This is a genomic window from Bacillus sp. ISL-35 (genome assembly GCF_018613355.1).
In the GTDB taxonomy this organism is placed as follows: Bacteria; Bacillota; Bacilli; order Bacillales; family Cytobacillaceae; genus Mesobacillus.
The window spans coordinates 160,716-187,571 of sequence record NZ_JAGGQK010000001.1 but is presented as its reverse complement, the minus strand read 5'-3'; the positions used below and the strand labels follow the sequence as shown (position 1 = coordinate 187,571).

General features: G+C 43.3%; 28 protein-coding genes, 1 tRNA gene, 2 pseudogenes and 1 riboswitch. Of the genes and pseudogenes, 7 read left to right on the top strand and 24 right to left on the bottom strand.

Going from position 1 to position 26,856, the window contains the following annotated elements; translation table 11 throughout:
• Nucleotides 1-99 precede the first annotated feature (99 nt).
• Complete coding sequence (locus tag J7E38_RS00965) at nt 100-462, top strand: rhodanese-like domain-containing protein (RefSeq protein WP_214704460.1); 363 nt, start codon at nt 100-102, stop codon at nt 460-462.
• Nucleotides 463-559: 97 nt separating this feature from the next.
• Here J7E38_RS00965 and efp read toward each other — a convergent pair whose 3' ends face one another.
• The 4 genes from efp to J7E38_RS00945 form a co-directional block, all read right to left on the bottom strand.
• Nucleotides 560-1,117 (bottom strand): elongation factor P, encoded by a 558-nt coding sequence (gene efp / locus J7E38_RS00960; protein ID WP_214704461.1) that lies wholly within the window; start codon nt 1,115-1,117, stop codon nt 560-562.
• A gap of 21 nt (nt 1,118-1,138) precedes the next feature.
• Complete coding sequence (locus tag J7E38_RS00955; protein ID WP_214704462.1) at nt 1,139-2,200, bottom strand: M24 family metallopeptidase; 1,062 nt, start codon at nt 2,198-2,200, stop codon at nt 1,139-1,141.
• Between the two features lie 16 nt (nt 2,201-2,216).
• Complete coding sequence (gene aroQ, locus J7E38_RS00950; RefSeq protein ID WP_214704463.1) at nt 2,217-2,654, bottom strand: type II 3-dehydroquinate dehydratase; 438 nt, start codon at nt 2,652-2,654, stop codon at nt 2,217-2,219.
• Nucleotides 2,655-2,734: 80 nt separating this feature from the next.
• On the bottom strand, nt 2,735-3,250 hold the full coding sequence (locus J7E38_RS00945; protein ID WP_214704465.1) for a YqhR family membrane protein: 516 nt from the start codon (nt 3,248-3,250) through the stop codon (nt 2,735-2,737).
• A gap of 309 nt (nt 3,251-3,559) precedes the next feature.
• Here J7E38_RS00945 and J7E38_RS00940 point away from each other — a divergent pair, with 309 nt between their 5' ends.
• Nucleotides 3,560-3,925 (top strand): SA1362 family protein, encoded by a 366-nt coding sequence (locus tag J7E38_RS00940; protein ID WP_214704467.1) that lies wholly within the window; start codon nt 3,560-3,562, stop codon nt 3,923-3,925.
• 27 nt (nt 3,926-3,952) lie between these two features.
• Here J7E38_RS00940 and J7E38_RS00935 read toward each other — a convergent pair whose 3' ends face one another.
• From J7E38_RS00935 to J7E38_RS00905, 7 genes and pseudogenes are all read right to left on the bottom strand, one after another.
• On the bottom strand, nt 3,953-4,837 hold the full coding sequence (locus J7E38_RS00935; protein ID WP_214704468.1) for a patatin-like phospholipase family protein: 885 nt from the start codon (nt 4,835-4,837) through the stop codon (nt 3,953-3,955).
• Between the two features lie 166 nt (nt 4,838-5,003).
• Entirely contained in the window at nt 5,004-6,029 is a 1,026-nt protein-coding gene (splB, locus tag J7E38_RS00930) for a spore photoproduct lyase (protein WP_214704469.1), read from the bottom strand.
• Between the two features lie 120 nt (nt 6,030-6,149).
• On the bottom strand, nt 6,150-7,202 hold the full coding sequence (locus tag J7E38_RS00925) for a DUF1646 family protein (RefSeq protein ID WP_214704470.1): 1,053 nt from the start codon (nt 7,200-7,202) through the stop codon (nt 6,150-6,152).
• Nucleotides 7,203-7,315: 113 nt separating this feature from the next.
• A pseudogene (locus J7E38_RS00920) lies at nt 7,316-8,434 on the bottom strand (vitamin B12-dependent ribonucleotide reductase); the annotation flags it as partial.
• A 60-nt stretch (nt 8,435-8,494) separates the two neighbouring features.
• Entirely contained in the window at nt 8,495-9,430 is a 936-nt protein-coding gene (locus J7E38_RS00915) for a PDDEXK family nuclease (RefSeq protein WP_214704472.1), read from the bottom strand.
• 203 nt (nt 9,431-9,633) lie between these two features.
• Nucleotides 9,634-11,073, bottom strand: a pseudogene (locus J7E38_RS00910) (vitamin B12-dependent ribonucleotide reductase); the annotation flags it as partial.
• A gap of 354 nt (nt 11,074-11,427) precedes the next feature.
• Nucleotides 11,428-12,264 (bottom strand): lipoate--protein ligase family protein, encoded by an 837-nt coding sequence (locus tag J7E38_RS00905; protein WP_214704474.1) that lies wholly within the window; start codon nt 12,262-12,264, stop codon nt 11,428-11,430.
• A gap of 232 nt (nt 12,265-12,496) precedes the next feature.
• Here J7E38_RS00905 and J7E38_RS00900 point away from each other — a divergent pair, with 232 nt between their 5' ends.
• On the top strand, nt 12,497-12,817 hold the full coding sequence (locus J7E38_RS00900) for a rhodanese-like domain-containing protein (protein WP_215038121.1): 321 nt from the start codon (nt 12,497-12,499) through the stop codon (nt 12,815-12,817).
• 875 nt (nt 12,818-13,692) lie between these two features.
• Here the strand turns inward: J7E38_RS00900 and gcvPB are convergent.
• From gcvPB to gcvT, 3 genes are read right to left on the bottom strand one after another with little or no spacing between them, the layout of a single operon-like run.
• Entirely contained in the window at nt 13,693-15,156 is a 1,464-nt protein-coding gene (gene gcvPB, locus J7E38_RS00895; protein WP_214704476.1) for an aminomethyl-transferring glycine dehydrogenase subunit GcvPB, read from the bottom strand.
• Nucleotides 15,149-16,495 (bottom strand): aminomethyl-transferring glycine dehydrogenase subunit GcvPA, encoded by a 1,347-nt coding sequence (gcvPA, locus tag J7E38_RS00890; RefSeq protein ID WP_214704477.1) that lies wholly within the window; start codon nt 16,493-16,495, stop codon nt 15,149-15,151. Before gcvPA ends, gcvPB begins: the two co-directional genes overlap by 8 nt.
• A 22-nt stretch (nt 16,496-16,517) precedes the next feature.
• Complete coding sequence (gene gcvT / locus J7E38_RS00885) at nt 16,518-17,624, bottom strand: glycine cleavage system aminomethyltransferase GcvT (protein WP_214704478.1); 1,107 nt, start codon at nt 17,622-17,624, stop codon at nt 16,518-16,520.
• A gap of 193 nt (nt 17,625-17,817) precedes the next feature.
• Nucleotides 17,818-17,904: riboswitch (glycine riboswitch) on the bottom strand.
• Nucleotides 17,905-18,076: 172 nt separating this feature from the next.
• Between gcvT and J7E38_RS00880 the strand changes: the two genes are divergently transcribed.
• Together J7E38_RS00880 and J7E38_RS00875 are read left to right on the top strand one after the other, a co-directional pair.
• Entirely contained in the window at nt 18,077-19,765 is a 1,689-nt protein-coding gene (locus tag J7E38_RS00880) for a DEAD/DEAH box helicase (protein ID WP_214704479.1), read from the top strand.
• Nucleotides 19,743-20,534, top strand: coding sequence for a YqhG family protein (locus tag J7E38_RS00875; RefSeq protein ID WP_214704480.1), 792 nt, complete (start codon nt 19,743-19,745; stop codon nt 20,532-20,534). The genes J7E38_RS00880 and J7E38_RS00875 overlap by 23 nt, the downstream gene beginning before the upstream one ends.
• Nucleotides 20,535-20,587: 53 nt before the next feature.
• On the opposite strand, the gene J7E38_RS00870 is transcribed toward J7E38_RS00875, so the two are convergent.
• Genes J7E38_RS00870 through comGA form a run of 9 tightly spaced genes read right to left on the bottom strand, consistent with a single transcriptional unit; the run spans nt 20,588 to nt 25,326 of the window.
• On the bottom strand, nt 20,588-20,773 hold the full coding sequence (locus J7E38_RS00870; protein WP_214704482.1) for a YqzE family protein: 186 nt from the start codon (nt 20,771-20,773) through the stop codon (nt 20,588-20,590).
• Nucleotides 20,774-20,814: 41 nt separating this feature from the next.
• On the bottom strand, nt 20,815-21,315 hold the full coding sequence (locus J7E38_RS00865; RefSeq protein ID WP_214704484.1) for a shikimate kinase: 501 nt from the start codon (nt 21,313-21,315) through the stop codon (nt 20,815-20,817).
• A gap of 16 nt (nt 21,316-21,331) precedes the next feature.
• On the bottom strand, nt 21,332-21,655 hold the full coding sequence (comGG, locus tag J7E38_RS00860; RefSeq protein ID WP_214704486.1) for a competence type IV pilus minor pilin ComGG: 324 nt from the start codon (nt 21,653-21,655) through the stop codon (nt 21,332-21,334).
• A 47-nt stretch (nt 21,656-21,702) separates the two neighbouring features.
• Entirely contained in the window at nt 21,703-22,176 is a 474-nt protein-coding gene (comGF, locus tag J7E38_RS00855) for a competence type IV pilus minor pilin ComGF (RefSeq protein ID WP_214704487.1), read from the bottom strand.
• Nucleotides 22,130-22,465: a hypothetical protein gene (locus J7E38_RS00850; protein WP_214704488.1), complete on the bottom strand. Its 336-nt coding sequence runs from the start codon at nt 22,463-22,465 to the stop codon at nt 22,130-22,132. The genes comGF and J7E38_RS00850 overlap by 47 nt, the downstream gene beginning before the upstream one ends.
• Entirely contained in the window at nt 22,449-22,901 is a 453-nt protein-coding gene (gene comGD, locus J7E38_RS00845) for a competence type IV pilus minor pilin ComGD (RefSeq protein WP_214704489.1), read from the bottom strand. Before comGD ends, J7E38_RS00850 begins: the two co-directional genes overlap by 17 nt.
• Complete coding sequence (gene comGC, locus J7E38_RS00840; protein WP_214704490.1) at nt 22,898-23,203, bottom strand: competence type IV pilus major pilin ComGC; 306 nt, start codon at nt 23,201-23,203, stop codon at nt 22,898-22,900. The genes comGD and comGC overlap by 4 nt, the downstream gene beginning before the upstream one ends.
• A gap of 34 nt (nt 23,204-23,237) precedes the next feature.
• On the bottom strand, nt 23,238-24,269 hold the full coding sequence (gene comGB, locus J7E38_RS00835) for a competence type IV pilus assembly protein ComGB (protein WP_214704491.1): 1,032 nt from the start codon (nt 24,267-24,269) through the stop codon (nt 23,238-23,240).
• Entirely contained in the window at nt 24,256-25,326 is a 1,071-nt protein-coding gene (comGA, locus tag J7E38_RS00830) for a competence type IV pilus ATPase ComGA (RefSeq protein ID WP_214704814.1), read from the bottom strand. The genes comGB and comGA overlap by 14 nt, the downstream gene beginning before the upstream one ends.
• Nucleotides 25,327-25,464: 138 nt before the next feature.
• Between comGA and J7E38_RS00825 the strand changes: the two genes are divergently transcribed.
• Nucleotides 25,465-25,536: transfer RNA gene (locus tag J7E38_RS00825), tRNA-Gln, on the top strand.
• 57 nt (nt 25,537-25,593) lie between these two features.
• On the opposite strand, the gene J7E38_RS00820 is transcribed toward J7E38_RS00825, so the two are convergent.
• The gene (locus tag J7E38_RS00820; RefSeq protein ID WP_214704492.1) at nt 25,594-25,947 is read right to left on the bottom strand and encodes a Spx/MgsR family RNA polymerase-binding regulatory protein; all 354 of its coding nucleotides are present in this window, start codon (nt 25,945-25,947) and stop codon (nt 25,594-25,596) included.
• 194 nt (nt 25,948-26,141) lie between these two features.
• Here J7E38_RS00820 and J7E38_RS00815 point away from each other — a divergent pair, with 194 nt between their 5' ends.
• Nucleotides 26,142-26,843, top strand: coding sequence for a helix-turn-helix transcriptional regulator (locus J7E38_RS00815; RefSeq protein ID WP_214704493.1), 702 nt, complete (start codon nt 26,142-26,144; stop codon nt 26,841-26,843).
• Nucleotides 26,844-26,856 lie beyond the last annotated feature (13 nt).

The window sequence follows — 26,856 nt, the reverse complement described above, 5'->3', positions numbered from 1 at the left end:
AAAATGTGGATCTCTCTTTTCTCCTGACACAATTTGTCTATATTCACTTTTTGATTTTTAAGTTAAAATACCTCTATAAGTATATCTGGGAGGTTCATCATGAAGAAGTTATTCGCAGCATTCCTGTTCGTCTTATTAATCACCGGCTGTTCTGGCGGTACTTATACGGATGTTTCAGTCGACAAGGCAAAAGAATTGATTGATAGCGGAGAAGTTCAGGTCCTGGATGTCCGGACACCGGATGAGTTCGCTGCCGGCCATATACCCGGCGCAAAATTAGTTCCGCTGCAAGTCATCGAAAGCATGATTTCAGAGCTTGACCAAGACGAAAAATATCTGGTCGTTTGCCGCAGCGGAAACCGCTCAACCGAGGCTAGTGGTATTTTGGCGGATAAAGGATTCAAGAATATCTATAATATGACCGGCGGATTGAATGAGTGGAAGTATGATCTTGAACAATAATCCAAAAAGCATCTCGTGATTTTAACGAGATGCTTTTATTATGCTAGTGAAATAAAAAAAGGAACCTGCTGGCAAAATGCCGCAGATTCCTGAAAAATTATGCACGTGATACATAAGATGAATCTGTAGTGTTGATGATCAGTTTGTCGCCCTGGTTTATGAAGAAAGGAACCTGTACTGTCAGGCCAGTTTCCAATGTCGCAGACTTAGTGCCGCCAGAAGAAGTGTCACCTTTGATACCAGGTTCTGTTTCTGTTACTTCCAATTCAACACTGTTAGGAAGCTCGACACCAAGAGTTTCATGGCCGAATTGCATGATGTATACTTCCATGTTTTCCTTAAGGAATTTCAACTCATATTCAATAGAAGCGCCGGGCAATTCAATTTGCTCGTAAGACTCATTGTCCATGAATACGTGCTGGTCGCCGCTTGCATACAGGTACTGCATTTTGCGGTTCTCGATTTGTGCTTTCGCTACCTTTTCACCCGCACGGAACGTTTTTTCCTGGATTGCTCCAGTACGAAGGTTACGAAGTTTTGAGCGAACAAACGCTGCTCCTTTTCCTGGCTTTACGTGTTGGAAATCAAGAACACGCCAAATGCCATTGTCCACTTCGATTGTTAAACCGGTACGGAAATCGTTAACTGAAATCATTATTTGTCCTCCTAATGTGTCCTATAGTATGATGAGCTCTTTCGTAGAATGTGTCAGTGACTCATTATGGTCGAGGGTAATCACCGTATCATCCTCAATCCTTACCCCGCCAAGGCCAGCAATGTAAATTCCCGGCTCGACCGTCACCACCATACCTGTTTCAAGTATGGTGTCTGAGCGGAATGATAGGCCAGGCCCTTCATGTACTTCCAGACCAATTCCATGACCCGTAGAATGGCCAAAATACTCGCCATATCCCTTTTCAGTGATCAAGTTCCTTGTCAAAGCATCCGCTTCCTTGCCTGTCATGCCAGGTTTGATGCCTGCCATACCGCGAAGCTGGGCTTCAAGCACAATATCATAGATTTCCTTAAGCTTATCAGAAGGATTCCCTATTGCTACTGTACGAGTGATATCAGATACATACCCATTATAATATGCCCCATAATCCAGGGTTACAAAGTCTCCTGTTTCAATCACCTTGTCACTTGCTACTCCGTGCGGAAGGGCCGAACGATAGCCAGAAGCCACAATAATATCGAATGATGACGAGGTTGCTCCCTGTTTTCTCATAAAGAATTCAAGCTCATTCGATACTTCCAGCTCTGTTCTTCCAGGACGGATAAACTCAAGTATATGTGTAAACGCAGCATCTGCGATGGCTGCTGCTTCCTTTAATATCTTAATCTCTGAATCAGTCTTTATCAAGCGTAACTTTTCAATTTCACCAGACACAGGCACTAATTCTGCTTCGACGGCTTTATCGAAGGTTTTGTAAGCTGAGTATGTAACATGATTTTCTTCAAAGCCTAGCTTCTTGATCCCCAGTTTTTTAGCCTGCTCGGCCACCTCATCCTGGATCAATCCTTTATGCAGGACGACTTCATATCCTTCGCACTGCTTGGCTGCCTGCTCTGTATACCTGAAATCGGTGATGAATAAAGCCTTATCAGCACTAATCAGCACCATGCCTGCCGAACCAGTGAAACCCGTCATATATCGGCGATTGTAGTCGCTTGTAACGAGCATCCCATCAATTCCAAGCCTTTGGAAACTTTCGCGCAACTTTTGTATTTTTTCCATAACCTATTCCTCCTCTTTAACTTTCTTCTCTTTTGAATGCTTCAAGCGCGAGTTCATAGCCAAGAAGCCCCAGTCCTGCAATCTGTCCCTTGGATACAGGGGCGACCACTGATTTGTGCCTGAATTCTTCCCTCTGGTATACATTAGAGATATGTACTTCGATAACCGGACAGGTAATTCCTGCTATCGCGTCCCTTATGGCATAGCTATAATGGGTGAATGCCCCGGGATTGAAGATGATTCCGTCTATACCAGTGTCCTCTGCCTCATGGAGTTTGTCAATCAGTTCCCCTTCATGATTGGATTGAAAACAGACAACCTCCATTTGCTTCTCGGTCCCTAGCTGGATCATACGTTCTTCCAAATCCCTCAAAGTGCTGACACCATATATTCCGGGCTCTCTTTTCCCAAGGCGGTTCAAATTTGGACCATTGAGCATAAGTATTTTTTTCATGTTCAGGCTCCCGTAAAAAAAGAATGTTCACTAAGAACATTCTATCATAACTATTTTTGCGAAAACTACTTCCAGCCGCCTCAAGAGGTGATCTCCTGACGATTTTTTTCCTTGTTGCGATTCTCATTTTCCTCATAGGATATAGAATAACCGACAAACACACCATATAGCACATAGAAACAAAGCGAAGTGACCAAGGTGTTTTTTGACAGGTCCCAGAATGGTTTGATACCAGGGAACAGCGGATTGAGCACATAAAATACAAGGAAAAACAGCGCAACCCCAAAGGCGGCACCAGCCCACATGGTATTCAGCTTCCTCATAGCCACATAATAGACCATGGCGGCACCTGCTGAAAAAATGCCAATCGCTATGATTGAAATGACTGTCCCAAGCCACTGCTGCTTCCATTCTCCCAATGCCCAGGGTTCCAGGATCACGTTTGGGCGGATCTCGGTAAAATTAAATATATAGGCCAGATAAGCCAGCGCGCTCCAAAAAATCCCACCGAACAATCCTGTAACGATGCTCATCGCAATGAATGACATCGGTTTTTCTCTTTGATCCTGTTCTAAGTTGCCATGATTTTCTGCCATTTGTTGCACCTCCGGTTTTAGTATGTCCCTGTTGTTCAAATGAATTGCATATCTTGAAAAAATGTTACGGAGGCTTGTTCTTCATATAGAGGTTTTTTAGGATTTTTAGTAAAATGAAATTAACAGAAATCTTTCTCGTCTTAAGTCCAAATGCCATGAAAATGGAAATCTTTCGTTTAAGTCGCTTTTAAAAAGGAAAAAGTAGCAGGAGAAGAGTATAATATCGAAGAATTTGTATAAAGTAATCGATGGTAAGTTTAAAAGCTGGTGAAATTGCTCATGATGCTAGTAGGGAGGTGGCTTTCTTCGATGAATCGAACTTTTAAGTATATTTTTTCAGGGCTGATTGTCCTTGCAATTTTTGGTTTCGCCTTTACGCTGTTTACCGATCCTGTAAGTATTCTTGTTACGATGGCAACAATTGCGTTGATTGGTGCTGCAATCTATTTCCTCGTGACCCGCCTGTCGGGATCAAGTGCGGGCAGGGAGCAAAAGCGCGCATTCCAAAAGGCAGCAAAGCGGTCCAAAAAACGGTTCCAGGCAAAAGAAGCAAATGCATCCTCTAAGCGTTCAAAGATAAAATCCCTTGCATCGGCTCGGAAAAAGAAGGATGCTTCGCACTTGACAGTCATAGACGGTAAGAAAAGCAGGAAAAAAAATCGGGCTTCCTTTTAGAGCTCGATTTTTTTGATTTATAAAGAATCAGTAGCACCATGATTTGAAAAATTTTTCCGCATTCTTCTTTCCCAGTTCGATCAACTCTTGTTTTCTCTCATCCGACAGTTGGAATTCGGTGGTCAAATTCCCCTCCGTTGGAATGAATATGATATTCTTTTCATGCTTTCGCGAAATGTATCTGGAATCATGAGCATCCTTCATCGTCTCAAATAATGCTTCAAATAATTGCAGGGCATTTTTTATTTTATTCGTTGGCTGCTGGATCAGGTTTTGACTTAGCTTGACACCAAGTACTGGGCGTACTTTTTTCACATTTTCCTGGTCAAATAACCACATCGGAAAATTGCTTAGCACTCCGCCATCTACAACGATGTTCGCACCGACCCGGTCCCGCAGTTTTACCGGCTCGAAAAAGAACGGGAGACTGCAGCTCATTCTGATCGCCCTTGCCACAGGGAACGTCCTTGGATCAACACCATACTTTGGAAGATCATCAGGCAGGATCAATAATCTGCCGTTTGTGAGGTCCGAAGCGATGATCCGCAATGCATCAGGGGCGAGATCGCCAAATGTACGAAGCCCTCTGGCAGCCAGCACCTCCGCTATCCACCATTCCAATTCGTCTCCTTTATACAGTCCCAGCCGCCAGTATACAAAAAGCCATTTCGTCAAGGCCGACGGGAAGATCGTTTTCCTCGAATCGAGAAATTTTTTTAGGTCCAGTTCATCCAGAATGCCGGCCATCTCCGTACTTGTGTAGCCGGCAGCAAGCAAGCCAGCGATCAACGAACCCGCACTTGTTCCTGCGACTCTTTTAAAACGGAACCCTCGCTCCTCAATCGCGGCACAGGCACCAACCAGTGCCAATCCTTTGATTCCTCCGCCGGAAAAAACGCCGTCAATATACATATGAGCCACTCCCGTCGATGTAATCCCATCTTTACATCTTTAAGCGCTTCATTTGTAAAATAGTACGGCGTACAAGTAGAAAATTTCGGTTCAGTACCACAATAGAATTTAAGTGAAAATCACCTTAGCTATGCTGTGTACAGGAAGAGACAATCTTAATTTCTCCTTAAGTGAAATATTGTATTTCTGCTTCCGGAAAAAAGGAATGGATATAGCCGCGGATAGTTTCTTCAAGGTCTTTTGCTTCATCGGTCTGATAGACATACTTGCCAATTCCGTACCTTCCCCATTTGTATTTCCGTTTCTCTTCATCCATTTCCAGTTTAGATTTAGGATAACGCTTCTGAATGACATTTTTCGCAGGCTTGGTGAAGCGGTGCTGAATCAGCTCAAAACTTAGCCCAGTCAGGTCGATTCCTTCCAGCGAATGGCTCAGCCTTTCGAATAATTCCTGATAACCTTCTCTCCAGCCCTCATGGATATAGATTGGCGCCACGATGAAACCAAGCGGGTAACCTGCCTTTGCCACCTTTCTCGCCGCCTCCAGCCTTTCATCAAAAGATGATGTTCCTGGTTCAAAGTTTTTGATCACGTAACGGGCATTGACGCTGAAGCGGAATCTTGTTTTGCCATTATGTTTTGCGTCTAGCAGGTGATCAACATGATGATACTTAGTAACAAAGCGAAGCTGTCCATACTCTGATTCACCAAAGAATTCAATCGTTTTCTTTAAAGCGTGGGTTAAATGGTCAATGCCAACGATATCAGAGGTACATGCAGCTTCAAACCTGGTGATTTCAGGCTTCCTTTCATCCATGTACTTTTGAGCCTGATCGAAAATCTCCTCGAGATTCACATACGTACGGATATAAGGCTTGCTGCCAAGTGTCGTCTGCAAATAACAATAATGGCAATGGCCCATGCAGCCGGTCGCAAGCGGGATGGCGTATTCAGCGGACGGTTTGGAGGTGTCAAACTTCAGCGTCTTCCTGACCCCGACAACCAATGTCGATTTGGCATTCCGGTACTGCTGCAGTTCATTGTCGCCAGGGATATTTCGCACCTGATTATGTGAAGTTGTCTCCCGGATTTCCAGTCCCATTTTCTCGAACTTTTCCTTTAATTCCCGCCCGAGCGGATATTCCAATGCCCTCGGCTCGATATAAACAAGCTGTGGTACAAAAGCTTTCATCTTTAATTCCTCATTTCATTCCATATGTCAGTAGTGTTAGTATGGGCAGAAATGAAAAAAGAGGATGGAAAAAATATTTCCATCCTCCTGGCTCATAGAGATTACAATACGGTCAACCAGTTAGAAAATAAACAGGACAATATAATAAAGGAACATTGTAAGCAGACCGACTGGGACCCCGAAAGCCGACCATTCCCTGCTGGTTATATTTAGTTTTCCAGCAGCGATAATATTCGGGATATTACCCGGAATCAGCATGCCCCCGCTAATGACCAGGCCAAGCAAAACGGCCCGGATTGTTCCAGAGTCCATTGCAGGACTAATTTCTGCTGCAGCAAGGGTAGCATTATCCAGGATCGCAGATATCATGTTAATCCAATATAACATTGCTGGCGAAAGACCTATAACATATGTTTTGATAAGTAGCTCAAACCCATGTCCAAGAAATGTAAGACCCATTACGAATAGATAGATTTTAAAAGACCGAACAGCAATTTCCTCGTATGACTCAGGACGAGAGGCAGACTTCAAATTGCTTTTTTCACCATTTGGTCTTACAAGGATAATGGACATCACGCCAAAAATAATTAATGCTGGAAGAACTTCTCTCCCTATCAACTCCAGTAAATAAAAGAAGTCCTTGTCCAATCTGCTGATTGTGATTGTGGCTAATGGCTCACCAATCGGTGTCAAGGCAGCACCAAGTCCGATCGAGAAGCATGCCAATACGGTAAAACGAACTTCAGATTTACGATCGAGCGGAAGAACCTTTATAATCATAACCAGAATAATAGCAGCAATGATGGCAGTTATAACACTAGATGCCAGTCCAAGAAAAACAACCGTCAAACCGAAAAATAACCTGGGAGACAGTAATCTGCTTCCCCATAGGATCGATTTTTCCAATTCCGCCTTAAACCACTTGGCAAGCAGACCAGCTGCTAATACCGCAATCGTGATATTGATAGGGTCTATCACCGCTTTTTCGATGAGCTGCCGATCCATCACCCCACTAATAGTTGCTGACGCAAGACCCATAGCAAATAAAAAAAACTCCAAATTATGTTCAATCGTTTTTATGGAAAAAGGCAAAAATAAAACCAACAGCAAAATAATAATTAACCCAATCATCGCTTCCCCTGTCCTTTTTTCTACTTCTTTTACTATATACATAGGAGCAATCCTAATATTTAGAACATGGAGTTTTATGTTTCATGGAAAGGAATTGAGAATTTAAGCATAGAAATAGCCACGGCCTGGGCCGTGGCTATACTATTGATTCTATTTTATAAACCACACTTTAATTGCGCGTTACAGTTTGTGCAAGTATTACAGCCGCCGATTTCCTTCACTTCGCCTTTGCGGCACACCGGACATGTGTTGCCGACTTCAGAGCCGATCGTTACGTTAGTAGAACGCAATTCATTGATCGTGTCGACAAGCACAACATGCTGCTTTTGTTTCTCTTTCTTTTCAACGTCATCGTCCATTGAGTTCTCTTCTGCTTTAAGCGTCAATACTTGAGAATCGCGGGAGCCGTCAACATAAACAGTTCCGCCTTTCGCTCCTCCTTTATAAAGACGCTCATATACCTTTTCCACCTGCTCAACGCTGTAACCCTTCGGCGCGTTGACTGTCTTGCTGATCGAGCTGTCGATCCAGCGCTGGATGACACACTGCACATCAGCATGTGCTTCAGGAGCCAATTCCATCGCAGATACGAACCAGTTCGGCAGGTTCTCCGGATCTGCCTCCGGATTACAGTCAAGATATTCCTGGACGATATCCGCCTTCACCTCGATGAACTTGCCCAGCCGGCCGCTTCTAAAGTAAGAGAAGCTGAAGTACGGCTCAAGGCCTGTACTGACCCCAACCATTGTCCCAGTTGATCCCGTAGGAGCAACAGTCAATAAGTGTGAATTGCGAATTCCGTTCTCAAGGATTGATTCACGAATATCCTCAGGCATTTTCTTCATGAAACCAGTGTTTGTGAATGCCTTACGAAGTCTGTTTGTTTCTTCTTCTGTTCCGCCTTGAAGGAATGGGAAGCTTCCCTTTTCCTTGCCCAATTCTACGGATGCTCTGTAAGCAGAAGTCGCAATTGTTTCAAATACTTTATCGACAAGCTGGTTCCCTTCTGGTGAACCATATTCTGTCTCACAATAGATCAGAAGATCGTGAAGGCCCATGACGCCAAGACCGACACGGCGTTCGCCCAATGCTTGTCTCTTATTATCTTCAAGGAAGTAAGGAGTCGCATCGATGACATTGTCCTGCATGCGAACACCAACTTCTACCGTACGCTTCAATTTTTCAAAGTTAACTGTTTTGGTTTCCTTGTCCGCCATTTCTGCAAGGTTAACAGCAGCGAGGTTGCAGACAGAGTTTGGTGCGAGAGGCTGTTCCATTTGTTATCCTAAAGGCTTTTTATCCCTTAGTTCTAACGGTTCGGTTTTCCCGTTAGTTCAGCATATCTTTTCATTACATACTTTTTTCATAAATTGGAGTAGTTCTTTTCTTCCTTGATCTTTACCAAAAACAGCTTTAGAAATCACCCTTAAATCTTTAATCCCATACAGCCTTTCAATTTCAGTTGTCATTTCATTAATGGTAGTACTAATCTTATTAAATGGTGTGCTTAGTACCACGTCAGTATGAATAATTGACCAGTTAATGACAAACTTTTTAATTTCCTCATGAATAAACTTTCTTTTATTAACATATTCTCTCGTAGCAATTTCAATTGCATTTTTACCTGCACATACTTTACCGCAAAACTTTTGACTGGAAGTAACCAACACGTCAAACTCAGAATTGCAAATAAGGCATCGTCGCGTTACTCTAGGTGTTTTAATTTTACCTTTCTGAGAAAGACCTGACTTTCGGAGACCTTCTAACATTTTTCTTTTCACGTCATCGTCAGTATTCCAAAGTTTTCTTGTATGCTCTCCAATTTTTTTCTTTGCATCCAGAGTATGTTTTAGGTTATAGTGCGCATTCAATTTACCAGAGAATGATTTGTTAATAGTGGTATTTTCAGATTTTATCCAATGAGTTAAGACCGAATTAAGTGAGAATGGCATTTCCTTATAAATTCCCAAAAGTTCTTCATAAGAAAGCAATTCACACTCAATTTCAAATAGGGTTTCAATCTTCTCTAAAGCTTTTCTAGCGCTTATCTTCGCATTTATATTTCTTGACTTTATTTCAACTATTTTGAGTAAAGATCCTTTTTTATCATAGATGAAAAAATCCGGCTTATATATTTTATAGCCAATATCATAAGTTTTAGTTTCATAACTCCAGCTAATCTTATGATAATCAAGATATAGGGCGTATGCATACTCATAGGAACTACGTAAGTAAAATCCTTTATAAAAGCCTGCATAGCCTCTATTCATATAAATTCTCTCCAATTTATTTATCAGATTTCAAGTATTGTAATGTTGCGGCCTCGTGGATGGATTATATTCTGCTCGTGCAGGTTCACCATCTATGCGTTGCCCCTGACCTTGTTTTTACCCAAGGCCTTCGGTTCGGATTCCCATCACAGGGTTCCCGCTTTATTCCGCAATTTTTAACGTGAGGCAAACTAAGCTGCTCTACCACACGGGTTTGTCGCTACAACCTTCTGTCCATATGCCTGTGCGTTCGTCATGTCGTTGGCATTGTCGATGAAGAAAATACCAGGCTCCGCAGAGTACGTCGCACAGATGTTGATCAAGTTCCATAATTCTTTAGCTTTAATTTTTCTATAGGTACGGACTTTATAGCCAAGCTTTTCCCACTCGCGAACGTCCCCTACTTTGTGCCACTCTTCATTATAAATTTTCATCGTCTCAGCATCGTAGCTTTCTACATCTGGGAAGCGAAGTTCATAGTCTGCATCGTTGTCGACCGCATCCATGAAATCTTTTGTCAGTGTGACTGAGATATTTGCACCAGTCAGGAATTCTGAGTTATGAACTGTATAAGTTCCGCCTGTTGCAAGCTTTTCTTCAGCGGACTTGATAATATCTGCGCTGAATCCGCCATATCCTGGGATAGTTTTATAGTTCACAATTCCCTGGTACATTGCTTCTTCCTGAAGCGTCAGCGGCGTGAATTTCAGTTTTTCTTTTGCCATTTTCTTGATGGACTCATCGTTTGTGTTTTCAATCAGGAAACGAAGGATCCTTGGATTTTGCATTTTTGAAATGATGAATTCCACAATGTCAGGATGCCAGTCAGAAAGCATGATCATCTGTGCGCCCCTTCTGGACCCACCCTGCTCGACTAGATGTGTAAGCTTTGCGATGTCATCAAGCCATGAGACCGATCCGGATGATTTTCCGTTTACGCCTCTGGCTAGTGTGTTGCGCGGTCTTAATGTAGAACCGTTCGTTCCTACTCCGCCGCCGCGGCTCATGATTTCCATGACCTGCTTGCGATGCTCGGAGATGCCTTCGCGGGAATCCTTTACGAAAGGCATTACATAGCAGTTGAAGTAGGTAACGTCTGTGTCAGCGCCTGCTCCGTAAAGGACACGCCCTGCAGGAATAAAGTTCATTGATACTAGTTCCTGATAGAACTTTTCAAACCATTCCTGGCGCTTCTCTTCTGTTTTTTCAACAGCTGCCAGCCCAGTCGCATTCCGTTTTGCGATTTGTTCGTAGAATACTTCCAGAGGCTTTTCAATCACATCCAGGGATCGTTTGATAATGCCTGTGGCTGATTCTTCGGGGTCATCAAGCACTCCGCGAAACTCTTCGTCTACAAGAACTTTCGCTGTCTTGTTCTCCCAATCAATATCTTGTATGAATCCAAGTCCGCGTGCCGGGAACTTTGGGTCTTCCTTGATGGTGAGGACAACAAAATCCCCATTTGATAGTGTGATTTTTTCTGTGTCTTTAAAAGTATAGCGGTCCAGCATGACAAGTCGGGAGACGCCTTTGTGGGTAAGTTTCATTTCAGGTGTGATGGGGTGAACCTGCGGGAACAACTTGATATCCTCGTTCAGACTCTCAACATTCAGGCTCATTTTTTGTCCAATAGTAACAGACATTTCTACAACTCCTTCAAAGGTTTTAAATCTATTCTTTAAAGTGATACTAGAAGTATGTAACTCTAGCTGCTTTTTTTGAATTACCCTTACGTTATCATATCAAAACATCAAAAATCAATATATAGTGTATTTTTTATTTTCGACAACACTATATATGGTGTTTAGGTCAAAAGAACTTAATTTTGTCAAACATGAAAACTACTAAAAAAGAGAGATAAAAAGAGAGAAAGGCAGATTTTTTCCCTTAAACGATAAAAAACAACAAATTTCGAGGGTTGCACTTTTTACATTCCCCTCGACCTCTAGAAAATACTGGATAAACTAAAAAAAGCGGTTCACCCGCTTTTAAAATTTTTATCTTTTAAAATTCCACTCATCAGTTTCGTACTTGTTTTTCGCAAGTGCATTCACATAATCCAATTCTTCTTTACTTAAGGTATAAGGTTCCAATATAATTCCTAGTCCGTCCTCGAAACCTTCCTTGAATGCTTTCTTTGCTTCTTCTAGTTCAATCTTCCGGTTGCTGATCTCATTAATTGCTACTGCCTTAGTCTTGAAGGCGCGCTGCATCCTTTCTTTGACTCTGTCATTCGGGTACTTGAAGAGGCTGAATAGTTTATCCTCATCCAAATCCAACAGTATGGAACCATGCTGAAGGATAACCCCTTTCTGACGCGTTTGGGCACTTCCAGCAACCTTACGCCCCTCAACAACCAGCTCATACCAGCTTGGTGCATCAAAACAAACCGCAGATCGCGGGTTCTTGAGTGCATCTTTTTCGGCAGATGTTTTTGGCACGGCAAAATAAGCTTCCAGTCCAAGTTTCTGGAACCCCTGTAAAATCCCTTCTGAAATGACGCGATATGCCTCAGTGACTGTTTTCGGCATTTCAGGGTGGTCTTCTGTAACGATGACACTATATGTAAGTTCGTGTTCATGCAGGACTCCCCTGCCTCCGGTCGGCCGGCGCACAAATCCCAGTCCGTGCCGCTGTACAGCATCCATATCAATTTCGCGTTCAATTCTTTGGAAATAGCCAACTGAAAGTGTCGCAGGGTTCCAACCATAAAAGCGGACAACAGGCGGAATCTTTCCGGCACCATGCCAATCGAGTAACGCCTCATCTAACGCCATATTGAATGACGGTGAATTGTCTCCTGAATCAATAAATCTCCATACCTCTTTTTCCATTTCATTACCCCATTTAAAATTGTTCAAAGCTACGATTTTTTTAGTCTAACAAAATAATTTTCAAAAGCAAAGCAGCATGTTTGAAAGAATTTTGTTAAATTCCTTTGCTCTTAGGCAGGAAGGCTTATATAATTAAAGGTGGCTCAGCTAAGCTTGAAAGGAGAAATATGTTTTGGATACACTTATTTTTTTAATCGTCCTGACAGTTGCGGTGATTCTTTACTCTGTGTTTATGTATTTCCGCCAAAAGAAAATCCTAAAGACTTTGACAGAGGAAGAATTCAAAGCAGGGTATCGTAAAGCGCAGCTCATTGATGTCCGTGAACCTAATGAATTTGCAAACGGCCATATTCTTGGCGCAAGAAACATCCCGCTTACCCAGCTAAAAGCACGTCTGAAGGAAGTCAGACCGGACAAGCCAGTCTATCTTTATTGCCAGAGCGGATCCCGCAGCGGCCGTGCTGCACAGCTGCTTCACAAAAAAGGCTATAAAGACTTATCCCATCTTGAAGGCGGCTTCAAAAAATGGGGCGGCAAAATTAAAGCTAAATAAGCAATCTTCCCATAAAATAACCCCTCAGCAGAAATGCTGGGGGTTAGCTTTTTTATATAATAGCAATCTTTTTGGATTTGCTTCTTCTAGTAAAAATGTCTATAGTACCTCAGGTTTGTAAACCTGTCTGAAGTTGCTCCTGGTTCGGATAGCTTTCCGCTGACTTCCTTCAAACCTGTCCGAAGTTGCACCAAGTTCGGACAACTTTTCGATGATTCCCTTCAAACTTGTCTGAAGTTGCTCCTGGTTCGGACAACTTTTCGTTGATTTCCTCCTAACCTGTCCGAAGTTGCACCTAGTTCGGACAGCTTTCCGCTGATTTCCTTCAAACCTGTCCGAAGTTGCACCAAGTTCGGACAACTTTTCGTTGATTTCCATCAAACCTGTCTGAAGTTCCTCCTAGTTCGGACAGCTTTTCTCTGATTTCCTTCAAACCTGTCCGAAGTTGCACCTAGTTCGGACAACTTTTCGTTGATTTCCATCAAACCTGTCTGAAGTTCCTCCTAGTTCGGACAGCTTTTCGTTGATTTCCATCAAACCTGTCCGAAGTTGCTCCTGGTTCGGACAGCTTTTCGTTGATTTCCATCAAACCTGTCCGAAGTTGCACCTAGTTCGGACAGCTTTTCTCTGATATCCTTTAAACCTGTCCGAAGTTGCTCCTAGTTCAGACAGCTTTCCTCTAACTTCCTCCAAAGCTGTCTGAAGTTGCATCGTGTTCGGACAGCTTTCCCCTAACTTCCATCAAACCTGTCCGAAGTTGCACCTGGTTCAGACAGCTTTTCGCTGATTTCCTTCAAACCTGTCCGAAGTCTCTCTGGATCAGCCACAAATCAAAAATAGTCCTGCCGATGCTAACCGGCAGGACTGTTTAAAAACTATTCAGCTTTCTGATAGCGCAGAATTGGCTTCCTTGCAGCTGTTGTTTCATCCATACGGCCTACAACTGTAGAGTGTGGTGCTTCCTGGACGATTTCTGGATTCTCTTCTGCTTCTCGAGCGATCTGGATCATCGCATCGATGAAGGCATCAAGAGTTTCCTTGGATTCTGTTTCTGTCGGCTCGATCATGATCGCTTCTTCTACATTCAATGGGAAGTAGATGGTTGGCGGATGATAGCCGAAGTCAAGCAGGCGCTTGGCGATGTCCAACGTGCGGACGCCAAGCTTTTTCTGTCGCTTGCCGCTAAGGACGAATTCGTGCTTGCAGTGCCTGTTGAAAGGCAGGTCATAATATTCAGCAAGCCTTCTCATCATATAGTTGGCATTCAGTACTGCGTACTCTGTTACAGCCTTCAAGCCGTCTGGTCCCATTGTCCTGATATAAGTATAAGCACGGACATTGATGCCGAAGTTTCCATAGAAAGGTTTAACCCTACCGATTGACTGCGGACGGTCGTAATCGAATTTGTATACGCCATCCTGCTTCGTAACGATAGGCTTTGGCAGGAATGGAATCAGATCTGCTTTTACACCGACTGGGCCTGATCCCGGGCCGCCGCCGCCGTGTGGGCCTGTGAATGTCTTGTGAAGGTTCAAGTGAACAACATCAAAGCCCATGTCGCCAGGACGAGCCTTGGACATTACAGCGTTCAGGTTCGCTCCATCGTAATAAAGCTTTCCGCCTGCGCCGTGGACAATCTCGGCCATCTCAAGGATATTTTCTTCAAATAACCCCAGCGTGTTCGGGTTTGTCAGCATCAATGCAGCAGTATCTTCCCCAACAACCTTTTTAAGGTCCTCAAGGTCAACAAGGCCGTTTTCATCAGATTTTACCGTGATCGTTTCAAAACCGGCGACAGTAGCTGAAGCAGGATTGGTTCCGTGAGCAGAGTCAGGAACGATTACCTTCGTACGGTTTTGGTCACCATTGGCTTCATGGAATGCGCGGATCATCATTAATCCTGTCCATTCACCGTGTGCACCAGCTGCTGGCTGCAGGGTAACTTCATCCATACCGGTGATTTCAATCAAGTGTTCCTGCAGGTCGTACATCAATTCAAGCGCACCTTGCACAGAACTCTCATCCTGCAATGGATGTAAGTGTGCAAAGCCATTGAAGCGAGCGACATTTTCATTCATTTTTGGATTGTATTTCATTGTACAAGATCCAAGCGGATAGAATCCGGAATCAACACCGTGGTTGCGCTTCGATAATGCAGTATAATGGCGCATGATATCAAGCTCGGAAGCCTCAGGAAGTTCTGGTTCCTCTTCACGAAGGAACCCTTCAGGCAAAAGCTCTGATAAATCGGCTTCTGGAACATCCATTTCCGGAAGGCTGTAGCCGACACGGCCTGGTGTGCTTAATTCAAAAATGAGTGGCTGATCTTCCTTATGCATTGATATCCCCCATTTCCTTTACAAATGTATCGATTTCTTCTTTTGTCCTTAATTCAGTCACTGCAACAAGCATGTGATTCTCAAGTCCGGAATAATCACGGCCAAGGTCATAGCCGCCAATGATGTCCTTTTCGAGAAGCTTTTGGTTCACTTCTTTGACCGGCTTATTCAGCTTAACAACGAATTCATTGAAGGAATGGCCTTCAAATGCAATTTCAAAGCCATTTTCCTTGAACGTCTTTTTAGCGTAATGGGCTTTCTGAATATTGGCTACAGCCATTTCACGAACACCTTTTTTACCGAGGGCAGTCATTGCCACAGAGGCAGCAAGTGCATTTAATGCCTGGTTCGAGCAGATATTGGATGTCGCTTTATCACGGCGGATATGCTGTTCCCTCGCCTGAAGCGTCAATACGAATCCTCGGCGTCCCTGGTCGTCCTTAGTCTGGCCGACAAGTCTTCCCGGAACTTTTCTCATCAGCTTTCCAGTTACTGCAAAGTATCCGCAGTGAGGGCCGCCGAAAGCTGTCGGAATCCCGAACGGCTGTGCGTCTCCTGTCACAATGTCAGCGCCGAATTTCCCTGGAGGTGTCAATGCCCCAAGTGCAAGCGGATTGCTCGATACTACGAACAGAGATTTGTTTCCATGGACAATTTCTTCGATTTCTTTCATTGACTCTAGACCGCCAAAGAAGTTCGGATACTGGACGATAACAGCAGCGATATCTTCGCTTGCCATATCCTTCAATGCATCCAGGTCTGTTACACCATCTTTATGTGGCACTTCGACTACATCGATGTACTGTCCTTTTGCATAGGTTTTGACGACGTCCTTATATTCCGGATGGACTGCGCTTGAGATCAATACTTTCTTCCTTCTGGTATGGCCCGCACTCAGCATAGCTGCTTCTGCCAGTGCAGTTCCGCCATCATACATGGAAGAGTTCGCTACCTCCATGCCAGTCAATTCGGCGATCATCGTCTGGAATTCAAAGATTGCCTGTAGTTCACCCTGCGAGATTTCCGGCTGATATGGAGTGTAGGCAGTGTAAAATTCCGAACGTGACAGAACATGGTCAACAATGACCGGAATATAATGATCATATACACCTGCGCCAATGAATGAAGTATTCATTTTCAAATCAGCATTTTTGGCAGCCATCTGTGCAAGCTCCTTCATTAGAGCTGTTTCTGGCTTGGCTTTCTTGATATTATATTCTCCGGCAAAACGGACTTTTTCAGGAATATCGCTGAACAGTTCATCGATCGATGATACGCCGATGCTTTCCAACATTGCATTTTTGTCACTTTCCGTCAGCGGTAAATAGCGATGCTTCATAACTTTTTCCCCTCTCCGGCTTTTACTTTTTGTCCCTTTTATAAAAAGGTGTAGCTGAAACAGCAGCTTTCAAGCGTTTGCCGCGGATTTCAACTTCTACTTCGTTGCCTAACTCAGTTTCCTTTGTATCAATGAGTGCAAGCCCGATGTTCTTCTTGAGTGTAGGGGATTGCGTTCCGGTGGTAACCTCACCAATCCTGACTTCCCCTTTGTAAACAGGATAGCCATGACGCGGAATGCCACGGTCGATCATTTCAATGCCGACAAGCTTTCTTGGCAGGCCATTTTCTTTTTGCTGCTTAAGCGCATCTTTTCCAATGAAATCAGCTTCTTTGTTGAGCTTGACCGCAAAGCCAATCCCTGCTTCAAGCGGGCTGATTTCCGGCGACAGCTCCTGGCCGTACAATGCAAGGTTCGCTTCGAAACGAAGTGTATCCCTGGCACCAAGTCCGCATGGGAGGACGCCATCTTCTTTGCCGGCCTCAAGAATCTCTTTCCAGAGGCTGACAGCATCTTTTGAATCGCAATAAACTTCGAATCCGTCTTCCCCTGTATACCCTGTGCGAGATACAAGCGCCTTCTTTCCGTTCAAATCGACTTCTTCACTGAACTTGAAAAAGCCAATACTGCCGAGGTCATGTTCCGCGGACAGCTTTTGAAGGATCTCTTCAGCCTTCGGTCCCTGAATAGCAAGCTGTGCCATGCCTTCGGACAAGTTTTCAATTTTCACATTGCCTTCAAGATGTTTCTGCATCCAATCGAAATCCTTTTCAATATTGGAGGCATTCACTACTAGGAGGTAATGGTCATCTTCGATTTTATAGACAAGCAAATCATCCACAGTGCCGCCGTTCTCATAACACATGGCTGTGTACTGGGCACCGCCGTTCTTAAGCTTTGAAACATCGTTTGTCATCAATTTTTGTAAATAATCCAGACTATCGGGGCCCTTCACTTCGATTTCCCCCATATGGGAAACATCGAATAAACCAGCTTTTGTCCTTACTGCTTCATGTTCTTCCTTAATGCTTGAAAACTGGACTGGCAGCTCCCAGCCTCCAAAATCAACTGTTTTCCCACCATATTCCTTATACACTTCAAAAAGCGGTGTCCGTTTTAATTCCGTCATTATGTATCCCCCTTCGTCTCAGCCAAAATATCAGTTTACATCCATCCCAAAAGCTGCATTCAGTTAAGAAAGCAGAAAAGGACAGAGCACCCCCTCTTAATCTGAGAAGGTCTCTGTCCTTTCACCTGAAAGTTTACCTGTAAAGGCTTTCCCCTTTGGTGGCTCACACGAATGGAAGCGCTCTCCAGAGATGCGTCAAACAAGAGTTCTTTTGCCTGAGAGATTCACAATTTGCTTGCTCCTTCGGCGCTACCGGAGTAGTCTCTCCCCTAGTCGTCATCCGCATTTATATAATTTTCACATTTGGGCATGCTAGACGTTATTACCTATGTCTGCAAACTGATGTTTTCGGCCATAAAGTGACAAATTTCAAAACATTCAAAAGCTAACTACATCCTACCATTAGAAAGCCGATTTGGGCAATATTTTTTATATTAAAAGAGGTGGATAAAATGACCGTGCAAATTAACTATGATTCTTCCTGGCAGGACGAAATGGCTGAAAGAATAGAGAAGGACGGACCATGGGGAAATTGGGAGCTGTATAAACTTGCCGTTGAAATAGAAAAACATACCATAATCCCTGAATTTGAAGGTCTCCAGGCACCGATTCATCTCCCGGAACTAACCCCATTGCCGCATCAGCTTGAAGTGGCAAAGCAGGTTGTCGAAAATATGAATGGAAAAGCGATCCTTGCTGATGAAGTGGGACTGGGGAAAACGATCGAGGCCGGATTGATTTTGAAAGAATATATGATCAGGGGGCTGGTGAAAAAGGTCCTGATTTTAGTCCCAGCTTCGCTCGTCTCCCAATGGGCCATGGAACTGAACACCAAATTCCATATCCCTGCAATTGCCCAGAAGAAAAGCTATGTATGGGAGCAATGCGATGTGGTGGTTTCTTCAATTGATACGGCCAAACGTGCCCCTCACAGGGACATCATCAACAACTTAAATTATGACCTTATCATAATTGATGAAGCACATAAATTGAAAAATAATAAAACGAAAAACTATGAATTTGTCCAAAACCTGAAAAAACGGTTCTGTTTGCTGCTGACGGCCACTCCAATCCAAAACCGGATCGAAGAAATTTTCAACCTTGTATCTCTGTTGAAGCCCGGTCATCTCGGCAGTGAATCAGCGTTTTTTGATAAATACAAAAAAGATGCCCGGTCTGTCAATGATGATGAGCATTTAAGAGAACTTGTGAATAAAGTGATGATTCGCAACAGGCGTTCCGATACTGGAATCGAGTGGACAAAGCGACATGTAGAAACCATTCCTATCCATTTTTCCAATGAAGAGCGGGCTTTATATGATTCGATACAGGACTTAAGAAGTTCCGCTGGCGGTCTTGCGTCAAGCCAGTTCTCACTCATGACCCTCCAGCGGGAAGCATGCAGCAGCAGGGAAGCTGTCTTTTATACACTGAGAAATATGCTTCAACGGCAGGAAAACCCGTCCGTCGGATTTCAAAATACCATTGCCGGACTTATCAAACGAGTGGAAGCTGTAACGAAAAACTCCAAAGCCGAAAAAGCGCTTGAGTTGATCAAACAAATAGATGATAAAGTCATCATTTTCACCGAATATCGGGCTACCCAGCTGTACCTTCAGTGGTTCCTTAAGCAAAATGGCATCACCTCGGTTCCCTTCCGCGGTGGGTTCAAACGCGGCAAAAAGGACTGGATGAGAGAACTCTTCCAGAAGAATGTCCAGGTGTTGATCGCGACCGAGGCCGGTGGCGAAGGAATCAACCTGCAATTCTGCAGTCATATCATCAACTTTGACCTTCCCTGGAACCCAATGAGACTGGAGCAAAGAATCGGCAGGATCCACCGTCTTGGACAGGAAAAAGATGTGAAAATATACAACTTCGCAACGAAGGATACGGTCGAAGAGCATGTTATGAAGCTGCTTTACGAGAAAATCAACCTGTTCGAAAAAGTGATCGGCGAACTTGATGATATCCTGACAAAATTGGAGTTTGGCAATATCGAAGACCACTTGGTTGATATCTTCGGAAGGTCTTCATCAGAGGGGGAAATTCGGATCAAGATGGAAAACTTAACCTCGATGATCCAGTTCGCGGAAGATATGAAGGGGGAAAATCAGCGTGCAGCAACAGGAAATCCATAATTTTCTGGAAAGGTATTTCACGGCAAATAATTGTGAACTGGTTGAAAATGACAAAGGATACATGACTGTGCAGCTCACCATAGAGCTAGATAAGGAATTGATGAACCGCCCGTTTTACTGGCATTATCTTGAGAAAACCGGTGGAGTACCGAATCCAATGAAGCTTACCTTCATCACCGACAAACAACAGGCTCCAGATGATTTGAAGGGAGAAATTGTCCATTTTGGTTCGCCCCGCCTTCATCAAATCTTTGAATCGACCAAGAACCTTGCCGGTTTCATCCGGCTATATGAAAACAACCAGTATCCTGCACAAACCGCTTTGATCCCCTGGATCGGAATCAATATAAAAGTATCCTATCAATGTGACAGAAAACGGGATGTTTTCCATTCTATTGGACTCCACCTAATCAATGGCAGGATGGTGGAAAACTTTCATGAACGTTTATTGAAACTGCCGCTAACAACAAAAATACCGGATTATGCCTATACGCTTTCCCCTTTGATCAAGCCAAAGAGCGGAGTGAATAGAATCCAGGCTTATTTGACATCCAATATCGAGCAGGAGGATCATTCCTGGGCAGCTGATGCGAGAAAACGCTGGCAGAAGGACCTCGATTTACTTCATCATTTTTACGAAGATGAAGAAGAAAAATCCGAAAGCTTTGAAACAGAAAAAACAGCCCTAAAAGAACAATATGAACCAAAAGTCCAGCTCTCCATCATCAATGGCGGACTTTTCTATTTGACTGAAAATGCGATTAAGTAAACTCTGAAAAACACATAGTAAAGCCCGGCTTATCATCCTAGCCGGGCTTTAAGTCATCTTTTCTTTTTCTTTTTTACTCCGGACATCAGCATAAATGGAAGTATGCCGAACCACCTGAATAAAAAGGTCGCCTCTGCTTCCTTTTTTGCCTGTTTGATTTTCCGGCGCTCCTCTTTTGGCTGGTCAATATATTTCACAACGGTCTGGGTAAGGTATTTCACGTAATCATTTGTTTTCATGGTTACACCATCCTTCATACGTTATCAAGTATAACCATGTGTTATTTTTTAATACGCTGGATGATGTCATCGACAATTTGCTGAACTGTTTTGTCAGAAGTATTGATTTCAAGTCTCGCTGCTTCACGATACAATTGAAGTCGGCTCAAGTACAGCGCTTCAGCTGTTTTCATTTTATCCTTTCTCAATAACGGCCTGGAATTGTCATCCTTCAGCCTTTCCAGGATGTTTTCAAGCTCTGCATGCAGGTAGACAACATTTACTTTGTCTTTAAGATACAGTCTGTTTTCTTCCGATCCTATGATCCCTCCCCCGGTTGCAATAACGGCTTCATTTGAAGGCATTGATCGCAAAACCTCAGTCTCTAAAAGGCGGAACTTTTCTTCTCCTTCATTCGAGAATATCTCATTGATTGACATCCCCGTCCTTTTGACGATTTCCTCGTCTGTATCATATACTGCCACATTCATTCTACGAGACAATTCCTGCGAGACAGTCGTCTTGCCTGCACCCATGAACCCAATTAAATAAATCGCTCTCATATCTTGTCATCACCTGTCAGTTCTTTTCCTTCCATTTTATCATTCTGCCCTTTTCCTTGTCATATTGGCCAAAACCAACCCCTTTTTCTCCGCTGTCAAGCTCGAGGGTGAAAGTCACCTCATCAACGAAGGCAGATATGGACCGTGACTGGAAGCCAACTTTTCCAAATTTATAATAAAGTATACCGCTAGCGGGCAAATTGCCTTCCCTTAACAGAAGCTCAGCTTCTTTCATGGAGGACAGCATATAATATTCCTGGAGTCGAATGGTTTCGGTTTCTTTGGCAAACTTTTTCTCTGCAATATACTGTTCCGTTAAAATCAGAAAAAAGAAGGACATCAAAAGTAAAAAAATCATCGTTAATGGATAGATAAACCCTTTTTCATTTATAGCTGAACACCCCCCGTTTGAAAAAACTGGTGGACTCTAACCGAGTAATGAGTTCCATCTAAACCGACTGCTTTTATCATCACACCATCCGCAATTACTTCAAAAGTAAAGCTTGAGAGGTTCTGCATTAAAATTTCGTGCCCCTGATAATCAACTTTCCTTCGCATGCTGGAAGCGTACTTTTCATAAAGGATAAAATGGCCATTGACTTTCATTAACAGCTTATCAGGCTGGACCGTCAACTGTTCAGCTGTACGAACTTCCTTTTTTACCTGACTGCTGAACACATCCCACTCCATCCTTCTGATTCCCTTTTCAGTGACACTGTCATCAAGGATGATCCTAAAACCTAAAGGCAGCATTGAGGCAATCATTAAAAACACCAGCAATGATATAAGCATTTCCAGCATGGTAAAGCCCAGCTCATTCAGTTGAGGAACACTTTTTCTTGAGTTGCTGGTCGCTTTCATAGTGAACACATACCTCCCATTCAGAATTATTTTCATCTTTTGTCACTGTCAATTCATATTGATTCCCATTACGAGAAATCCAGTCTCTACCAGACGCTGTTCCTGCGATTTTCAAGTACATCAGTTCATCGAATAAAATAGAGTTTGCGTCTTCGTCTGTCCTTACATCCGCCGTCATTCCGATCACCACTATCGCTAAGGGCAGCATAATCGTACTCGCCATAAGGAATGCTGCCAGGGACAAAACCATATCTGCCAGAAAAAAGCCTTTATCATTCTTCAACAACATAAAATCGGCCCTTTCCAATCTGGATCATCATCCGGAATTTTTTTGAGCCCGCAGTAACATATAAAGACCCGAAACTATCGATATTCCCATCCGGCATATAGTGAAAAAGCAATTTCATCGTGCCTTGTTCAACCGAAACCTCTGGTGAATAATATCTATCGACCAGATAAGGAGAACCATAATTTGATCCCCTAATAAAATAGTGATGGTTCTCAGGAATGAATTGGACAGTGATTTGTTCCTGGTGGGATATGGCGTATTGCTGGCTGTACAGGAGGTCGGATTCTAGCTGGGTAAAGAAAAGTTCCTTTGCGAGGACATCGTTATGCGGAGTAAACAGAAAGACAGATGTAGCGGAGAGCATCAGGAAAGCTGATAGCACTATAAGCATTTCAACCATGGTGAATCCGCCGGTGTTCTTTATTTTCCAGATCATGACGCAGATTTCTGGACAGTCCCGTCGGATAAAATCTCGATTTTTGTTCCATCAGGACATGCGGCATCAGGGCTTTTTAGGTATTTTTCGTCATTTAGCTGCTGAAAAGTAGGAGTGACTTTCTTATCCATCTTATAAGCTTGTACCTGGGCTTCGACAAGTTTTATATAACCCTCGCAGCCTTTCTTGTTGATATTATTATTATGCGACGCAATATTCGGCACCGTAATGATCAACAAGACCGAAATCACCAGCAACACAATCATCATCTCGATCAAGGTAAACCCCTTTTGATTTCTCATTATTCTTTTCTCCTTTTCATGTTTTCAAGCTACTTTAAATCCCTTTCATCATTTGGAACATTGGAAGCAGAATGGCCAGATACAGTGAGATGACCAACAGGCCAATGAAGCTGTATAACACAGGCTGCACCGTTTTCATCGATTTTTCCATTTTTCCCTCAAGCTCTTTAAGGCAATGCCGGCTGTAAAAATAAAGCTCCTGATCCAGCTTTCCGTTCTTTTGTCCGTGTCTGATGATCCTTGGCAATTCAGCCTCAAAGAACGGATAGTCACCCACCGCCCTGTCAAAATCCTCGCCCGCTGCCAATTTTGAGATAATGTCCTTTCCGATTTCACTTGAAAATGGTTCATGGCGATTTTGCTCAAAAACCTTCAAGGCATCATGAACCGGAAGGCCCCCCGAAAACAGATAGCTTAACTGGACTGCGAAGGAATGCGAGTAAAGAAGCTTGATCAACCCGCCTGCAAACGGAAGTTTCACCAGTTTCGTTTTTTGTTGTAAGACTGGGAGTTTCCTGAATTTCATTTTGTAATAGAGGGTAAGCAGCACAGCGAGGCTGATAAGAAAATAGAATAAGAAGGGAACAATGTCATCAGCAGCACCAATCGTTGCCATGAAAATATTCGGTGCCATGTTCATATCCGAAAAAAGGGAGGTGAATTTCGGCAGCAACACCTTGTTGACGAAAAAAAATAAGATAAATGTGAGTGCTGCCAGGAACAGTGGATATGCGGCAAGCTTTTTCAACCTCTGATAATCGGCTTCACGTTTCAAAACCATATCAGACCCTTCAGTGACCGCATGGGCCAGTCCACCGTGCTGCTCAGCAAAATAAACATAGCTGATCAAATCTCTCTTGAAATTCAGTTCCGCCAGGATTAAATATAGAGGAAAGCCTTCGCGCAGCTTATCCAGACTTCTTTTGATATCACCTTTCCTTTTCATCTCCAGATGGAATGTCATCGATTCAATCGCTTCTGCTAAAGAATATCCCTGCGACAGCAGCTCCCCTGTCCTTTTCAGGAACCTGGCCTGTTCAGCGACAGGCCATTTATTCTCCCTCATTTAAAACCCACCTCTGATATTCCGATTCCTTGATAAAGCCCAGAGCGATGCCTTTCTTGATCGCATCTTTAAGCGTTTTGTAGTGGTAATTCTGATGTTCACCTTTTGCTTCCTTCAATACAGCAGATAAATCCCTTCCCGTAAGGATTTCAAATACATTTCCCCTTTTGCCGCTGCCAGAGGAATAGCAAAACGGCGAGCAAGTATCTTCACAATAAGGACATGTGAGTTCAACAAGCCTTTGTGCGGTTACTGCGATCAAGGTCTGTTCGATTTCAAGCCAATTGATCCCGAATTCAATCAGCCTGTAGATTGCTCCCCTTGCATCCCGTGTATGCATCGTCGTCAGTACCAAATGTCCAGTCAAGGACGCCCTTATTGCTGTTTCCGCAGTCTCCTTATCCCTGATTTCCCCGACCATAATGATGTCGGGATCATGCCGAAGAATCGCCTTTAAGCCGGCAGAATATGAGATTCCGGCCCGTTCATTGACCTGGACCTGAAGCACTGCTTCACTCGGTTTTTCAATGGGGTCTTCAAGTGTGATAACATTGCGATTGACCATTTCCGATGTTTCAGAAAGCATCGAATACAATGTGGTAGTTTTGCCGCTGCCTGTAGGGCCGGTAAAAATAATCAGACCATGAGCATGTTTTAAAAGGGAAATTAATTTTTTCGATGTGGATGGGAATAATGATATTTGGTATGAAGGAATTTGGTTTTGTTCGGGAAGGAGACGTATGACCATGCTTTCGTTCTGGTAGGCTGGCAGTGTGGAGATTCTCAAGCCAATTTTCCGATCGTCGTCCTGGTAGGTAAAGGCACCACTTTGCGGCCTTCTCTTTTCGCCTATATCCATCGAAGCGGTGAATTTAAAATGGGAAATGAGCCGTTCACAATCACCCTGTTCAAGAGTGTACCGGGGTAGCAGCTGATTGCCGAGCCTGAATTTTATCAGGGTATCTCTCTCTCGCGGGATGATATGAATGTCCGAAGCGCCGCTCTTTAAAGCATCTTTTAAAATATTTTCCGCCAGCAGTTCAATTGATTTTACAATAGGGATGCACCACCTTTTTCGTTATACAAAAGGATTTCGACATAGTTCCTCCTGTTCCTGCGAAAAAAATGTGATGAATGTGTATAAATGGTGACAGTTCTATTCATAATAACTACCGTAGCATCAATAACCTATCATTGGGCTATAGCCAAGCGGTAAGGCAACGGACTTTGACTCCGTCATGCGTTGGTTCGAATCCAGCTAGCCCAGCTATTTGGGGACTTCAGTCCCAAAAATAAAAAAACGGAAGCATCCACTTCCGTTTTTTTATTTGGCGATTTTTTTCAGCGCATCCGGATTGAATCCAACGATCAGCTTTTTCCCATCCGTCAAAATCGGACGCCTTAAAAGCTTTGGTTCTTTGATCACAAGATTGATCACTTCTGAAAGTGAAAGTTCATCTACATCAAGTTTGAGATTTTTAAAGGTTTCTCCCCTGGTCGCAAGCAGTTCATCGACGCCTTCAGTCGTTAACGTCAATATTTCCATCAGTTCCTTCTGGCTCGGCGTATCTTTGAACAAATGACGTTCATTGAATTTCACGCTGTTTGAAATCAGCCACTTTTTCGTTTTACGACATGATGTACAGCTTGGATAAGAAAAAAACGTCAGCTCTTCCATTAAGGGTTACCTCCTGGCGAACAAAATTATCTTCTGAATACATTGTATAACTTTTGTATAAGTTTTGTATAGTATTTTGTCATCATTTCGCCATTTAGTTGTGAACATTTTCTAAACATATAGTGTAAACAGTGTAAACCTTATTTTCCCTTGTATTATAATGAAGGCAAATTAGTGGTCTGAGGTGAAATAAGGTGGAGCAAACATTAAAAATTACAAGTGTTTTGTCTGATCCAACGCGTTACTATATTTATCAATACATCACAAAAAGGCATAAAGATGTGACTGTACAGGAAATCGCCGACAATTTTGAAATTCACCCAAATGTGGCAAGATTGCATTTATCAAAACTCGAAGATGTGAACATGCTGATTTCGGAGACAAAAAAGACGGGCAAGGGTGGACGTCCTAGCAGACTATACCGCTTGTCAGATGAAGTCATCCAGCTGCACTTCCCTTTCCGTGATTATCAGCTTCTGTCAAAAATCGCCATGACGACAATGATGTCACTTGGTGAAGCAGGAAAGAACGCTTTGTATATGACGGGAAAGCGATTTGGCGCAGAACTCATGGAACAGGAGATCTCACGCCATCCGCAAATGTCAGAAGAAATGACATTCGAACATAAACTGAACTCAATCAAAAATGCTGCTACGCTTGCTGGTTTCTATCCAGAGTTCGAACCTAATAGTGAGAAGACAAAAATTTATTTCCAGATTTTCAACTGCCCTTTCAAGGAAGTTGCCATGGAACATACTGAAACAGTGTGCAATATGCATTATGAGTTTTTGCGCGGCATGTTCGAATCCCTGTTTGGGGAAATTGAACTGATTGAAAAAGAAAATATGTTCACAGGCTGTGACTCTTGTTCATACCAGGCTGTTATCGCACAATAATCAATCCTTGTTT

Coding starts and splice junctions, on each gene's coding strand:
- J7E38_RS00965 (WP_214704460.1), top strand. CDS start 100: ATGAAGAAGTTATTCGCAGCATTCCTGTTCGTCTTATTAATCACCGGC.
- efp (WP_214704461.1), bottom strand. CDS start 1,117: ATGATTTCAGTTAACGATTTCCGTACCGGTTTAACAATCGAAGTGGAC.
- J7E38_RS00955 (WP_214704462.1), bottom strand. CDS start 2,200: ATGGAAAAAATACAAAAGTTGCGCGAAAGTTTCCAAAGGCTTGGAATT.
- aroQ (WP_214704463.1), bottom strand. CDS start 2,654: ATGAAAAAAATACTTATGCTCAATGGTCCAAATTTGAACCGCCTTGGG.
- J7E38_RS00945 (WP_214704465.1), bottom strand. CDS start 3,250: ATGGCAGAAAATCATGGCAACTTAGAACAGGATCAAAGAGAAAAACCG.
- J7E38_RS00940 (WP_214704467.1), top strand. CDS start 3,560: ATGAATCGAACTTTTAAGTATATTTTTTCAGGGCTGATTGTCCTTGCA.
- J7E38_RS00935 (WP_214704468.1), bottom strand. CDS start 4,837: ATGTATATTGACGGCGTTTTTTCCGGCGGAGGAATCAAAGGATTGGCA.
- splB (WP_214704469.1), bottom strand. CDS start 6,029: ATGAAAGCTTTTGTACCACAGCTTGTTTATATCGAGCCGAGGGCATTG.
- J7E38_RS00925 (WP_214704470.1), bottom strand. CDS start 7,202: ATGTATATAGTAAAAGAAGTAGAAAAAAGGACAGGGGAAGCGATGATT.
- J7E38_RS00915 (WP_214704472.1), bottom strand. CDS start 9,430: ATGAATAGAGGCTATGCAGGCTTTTATAAAGGATTTTACTTACGTAGT.
- J7E38_RS00905 (WP_214704474.1), bottom strand. CDS start 12,264: ATGGAAAAAGAGGTATGGAGATTTATTGATTCAGGAGACAATTCACCG.
- J7E38_RS00900 (WP_215038121.1), top strand. CDS start 12,497: ATGTATTTCCGCCAAAAGAAAATCCTAAAGACTTTGACAGAGGAAGAA.
- gcvPB (WP_214704476.1), bottom strand. CDS start 15,156: ATGCATAAGGAAGATCAGCCACTCATTTTTGAATTAAGCACACCAGGC.
- gcvPA (WP_214704477.1), bottom strand. CDS start 16,495: ATGAAGCATCGCTATTTACCGCTGACGGAAAGTGACAAAAATGCAATG.
- gcvT (WP_214704478.1), bottom strand. CDS start 17,624: ATGACGGAATTAAAACGGACACCGCTTTTTGAAGTGTATAAGGAATAT.
- J7E38_RS00880 (WP_214704479.1), top strand. CDS start 18,077: ATGACCGTGCAAATTAACTATGATTCTTCCTGGCAGGACGAAATGGCT.
- J7E38_RS00870 (WP_214704482.1), bottom strand. CDS start 20,773: ATGAAAACAAATGATTACGTGAAATACCTTACCCAGACCGTTGTGAAA.
- J7E38_RS00865 (WP_214704484.1), bottom strand. CDS start 21,315: ATGAGAGCGATTTATTTAATTGGGTTCATGGGTGCAGGCAAGACGACT.
- comGG (WP_214704486.1), bottom strand. CDS start 21,655: ATGTCCTTCTTTTTTCTGATTTTAACGGAACAGTATATTGCAGAGAAA.
- comGF (WP_214704487.1), bottom strand. CDS start 22,176: ATGAAAGCGACCAGCAACTCAAGAAAAAGTGTTCCTCAACTGAATGAG.
- J7E38_RS00850 (WP_214704488.1), bottom strand. CDS start 22,465: ATGTTGTTGAAGAATGATAAAGGCTTTTTTCTGGCAGATATGGTTTTG.
- comGD (WP_214704489.1), bottom strand. CDS start 22,901: ATGATCTGGAAAATAAAGAACACCGGCGGATTCACCATGGTTGAAATG.
- comGC (WP_214704490.1), bottom strand. CDS start 23,203: ATGAGAAATCAAAAGGGGTTTACCTTGATCGAGATGATGATTGTGTTG.
- comGB (WP_214704491.1), bottom strand. CDS start 24,269: ATGAGGGAGAATAAATGGCCTGTCGCTGAACAGGCCAGGTTCCTGAAA.
- J7E38_RS00820 (WP_214704492.1), bottom strand. CDS start 25,947: ATGGAAGAGCTGACGTTTTTTTCTTATCCAAGCTGTACATCATGTCGT.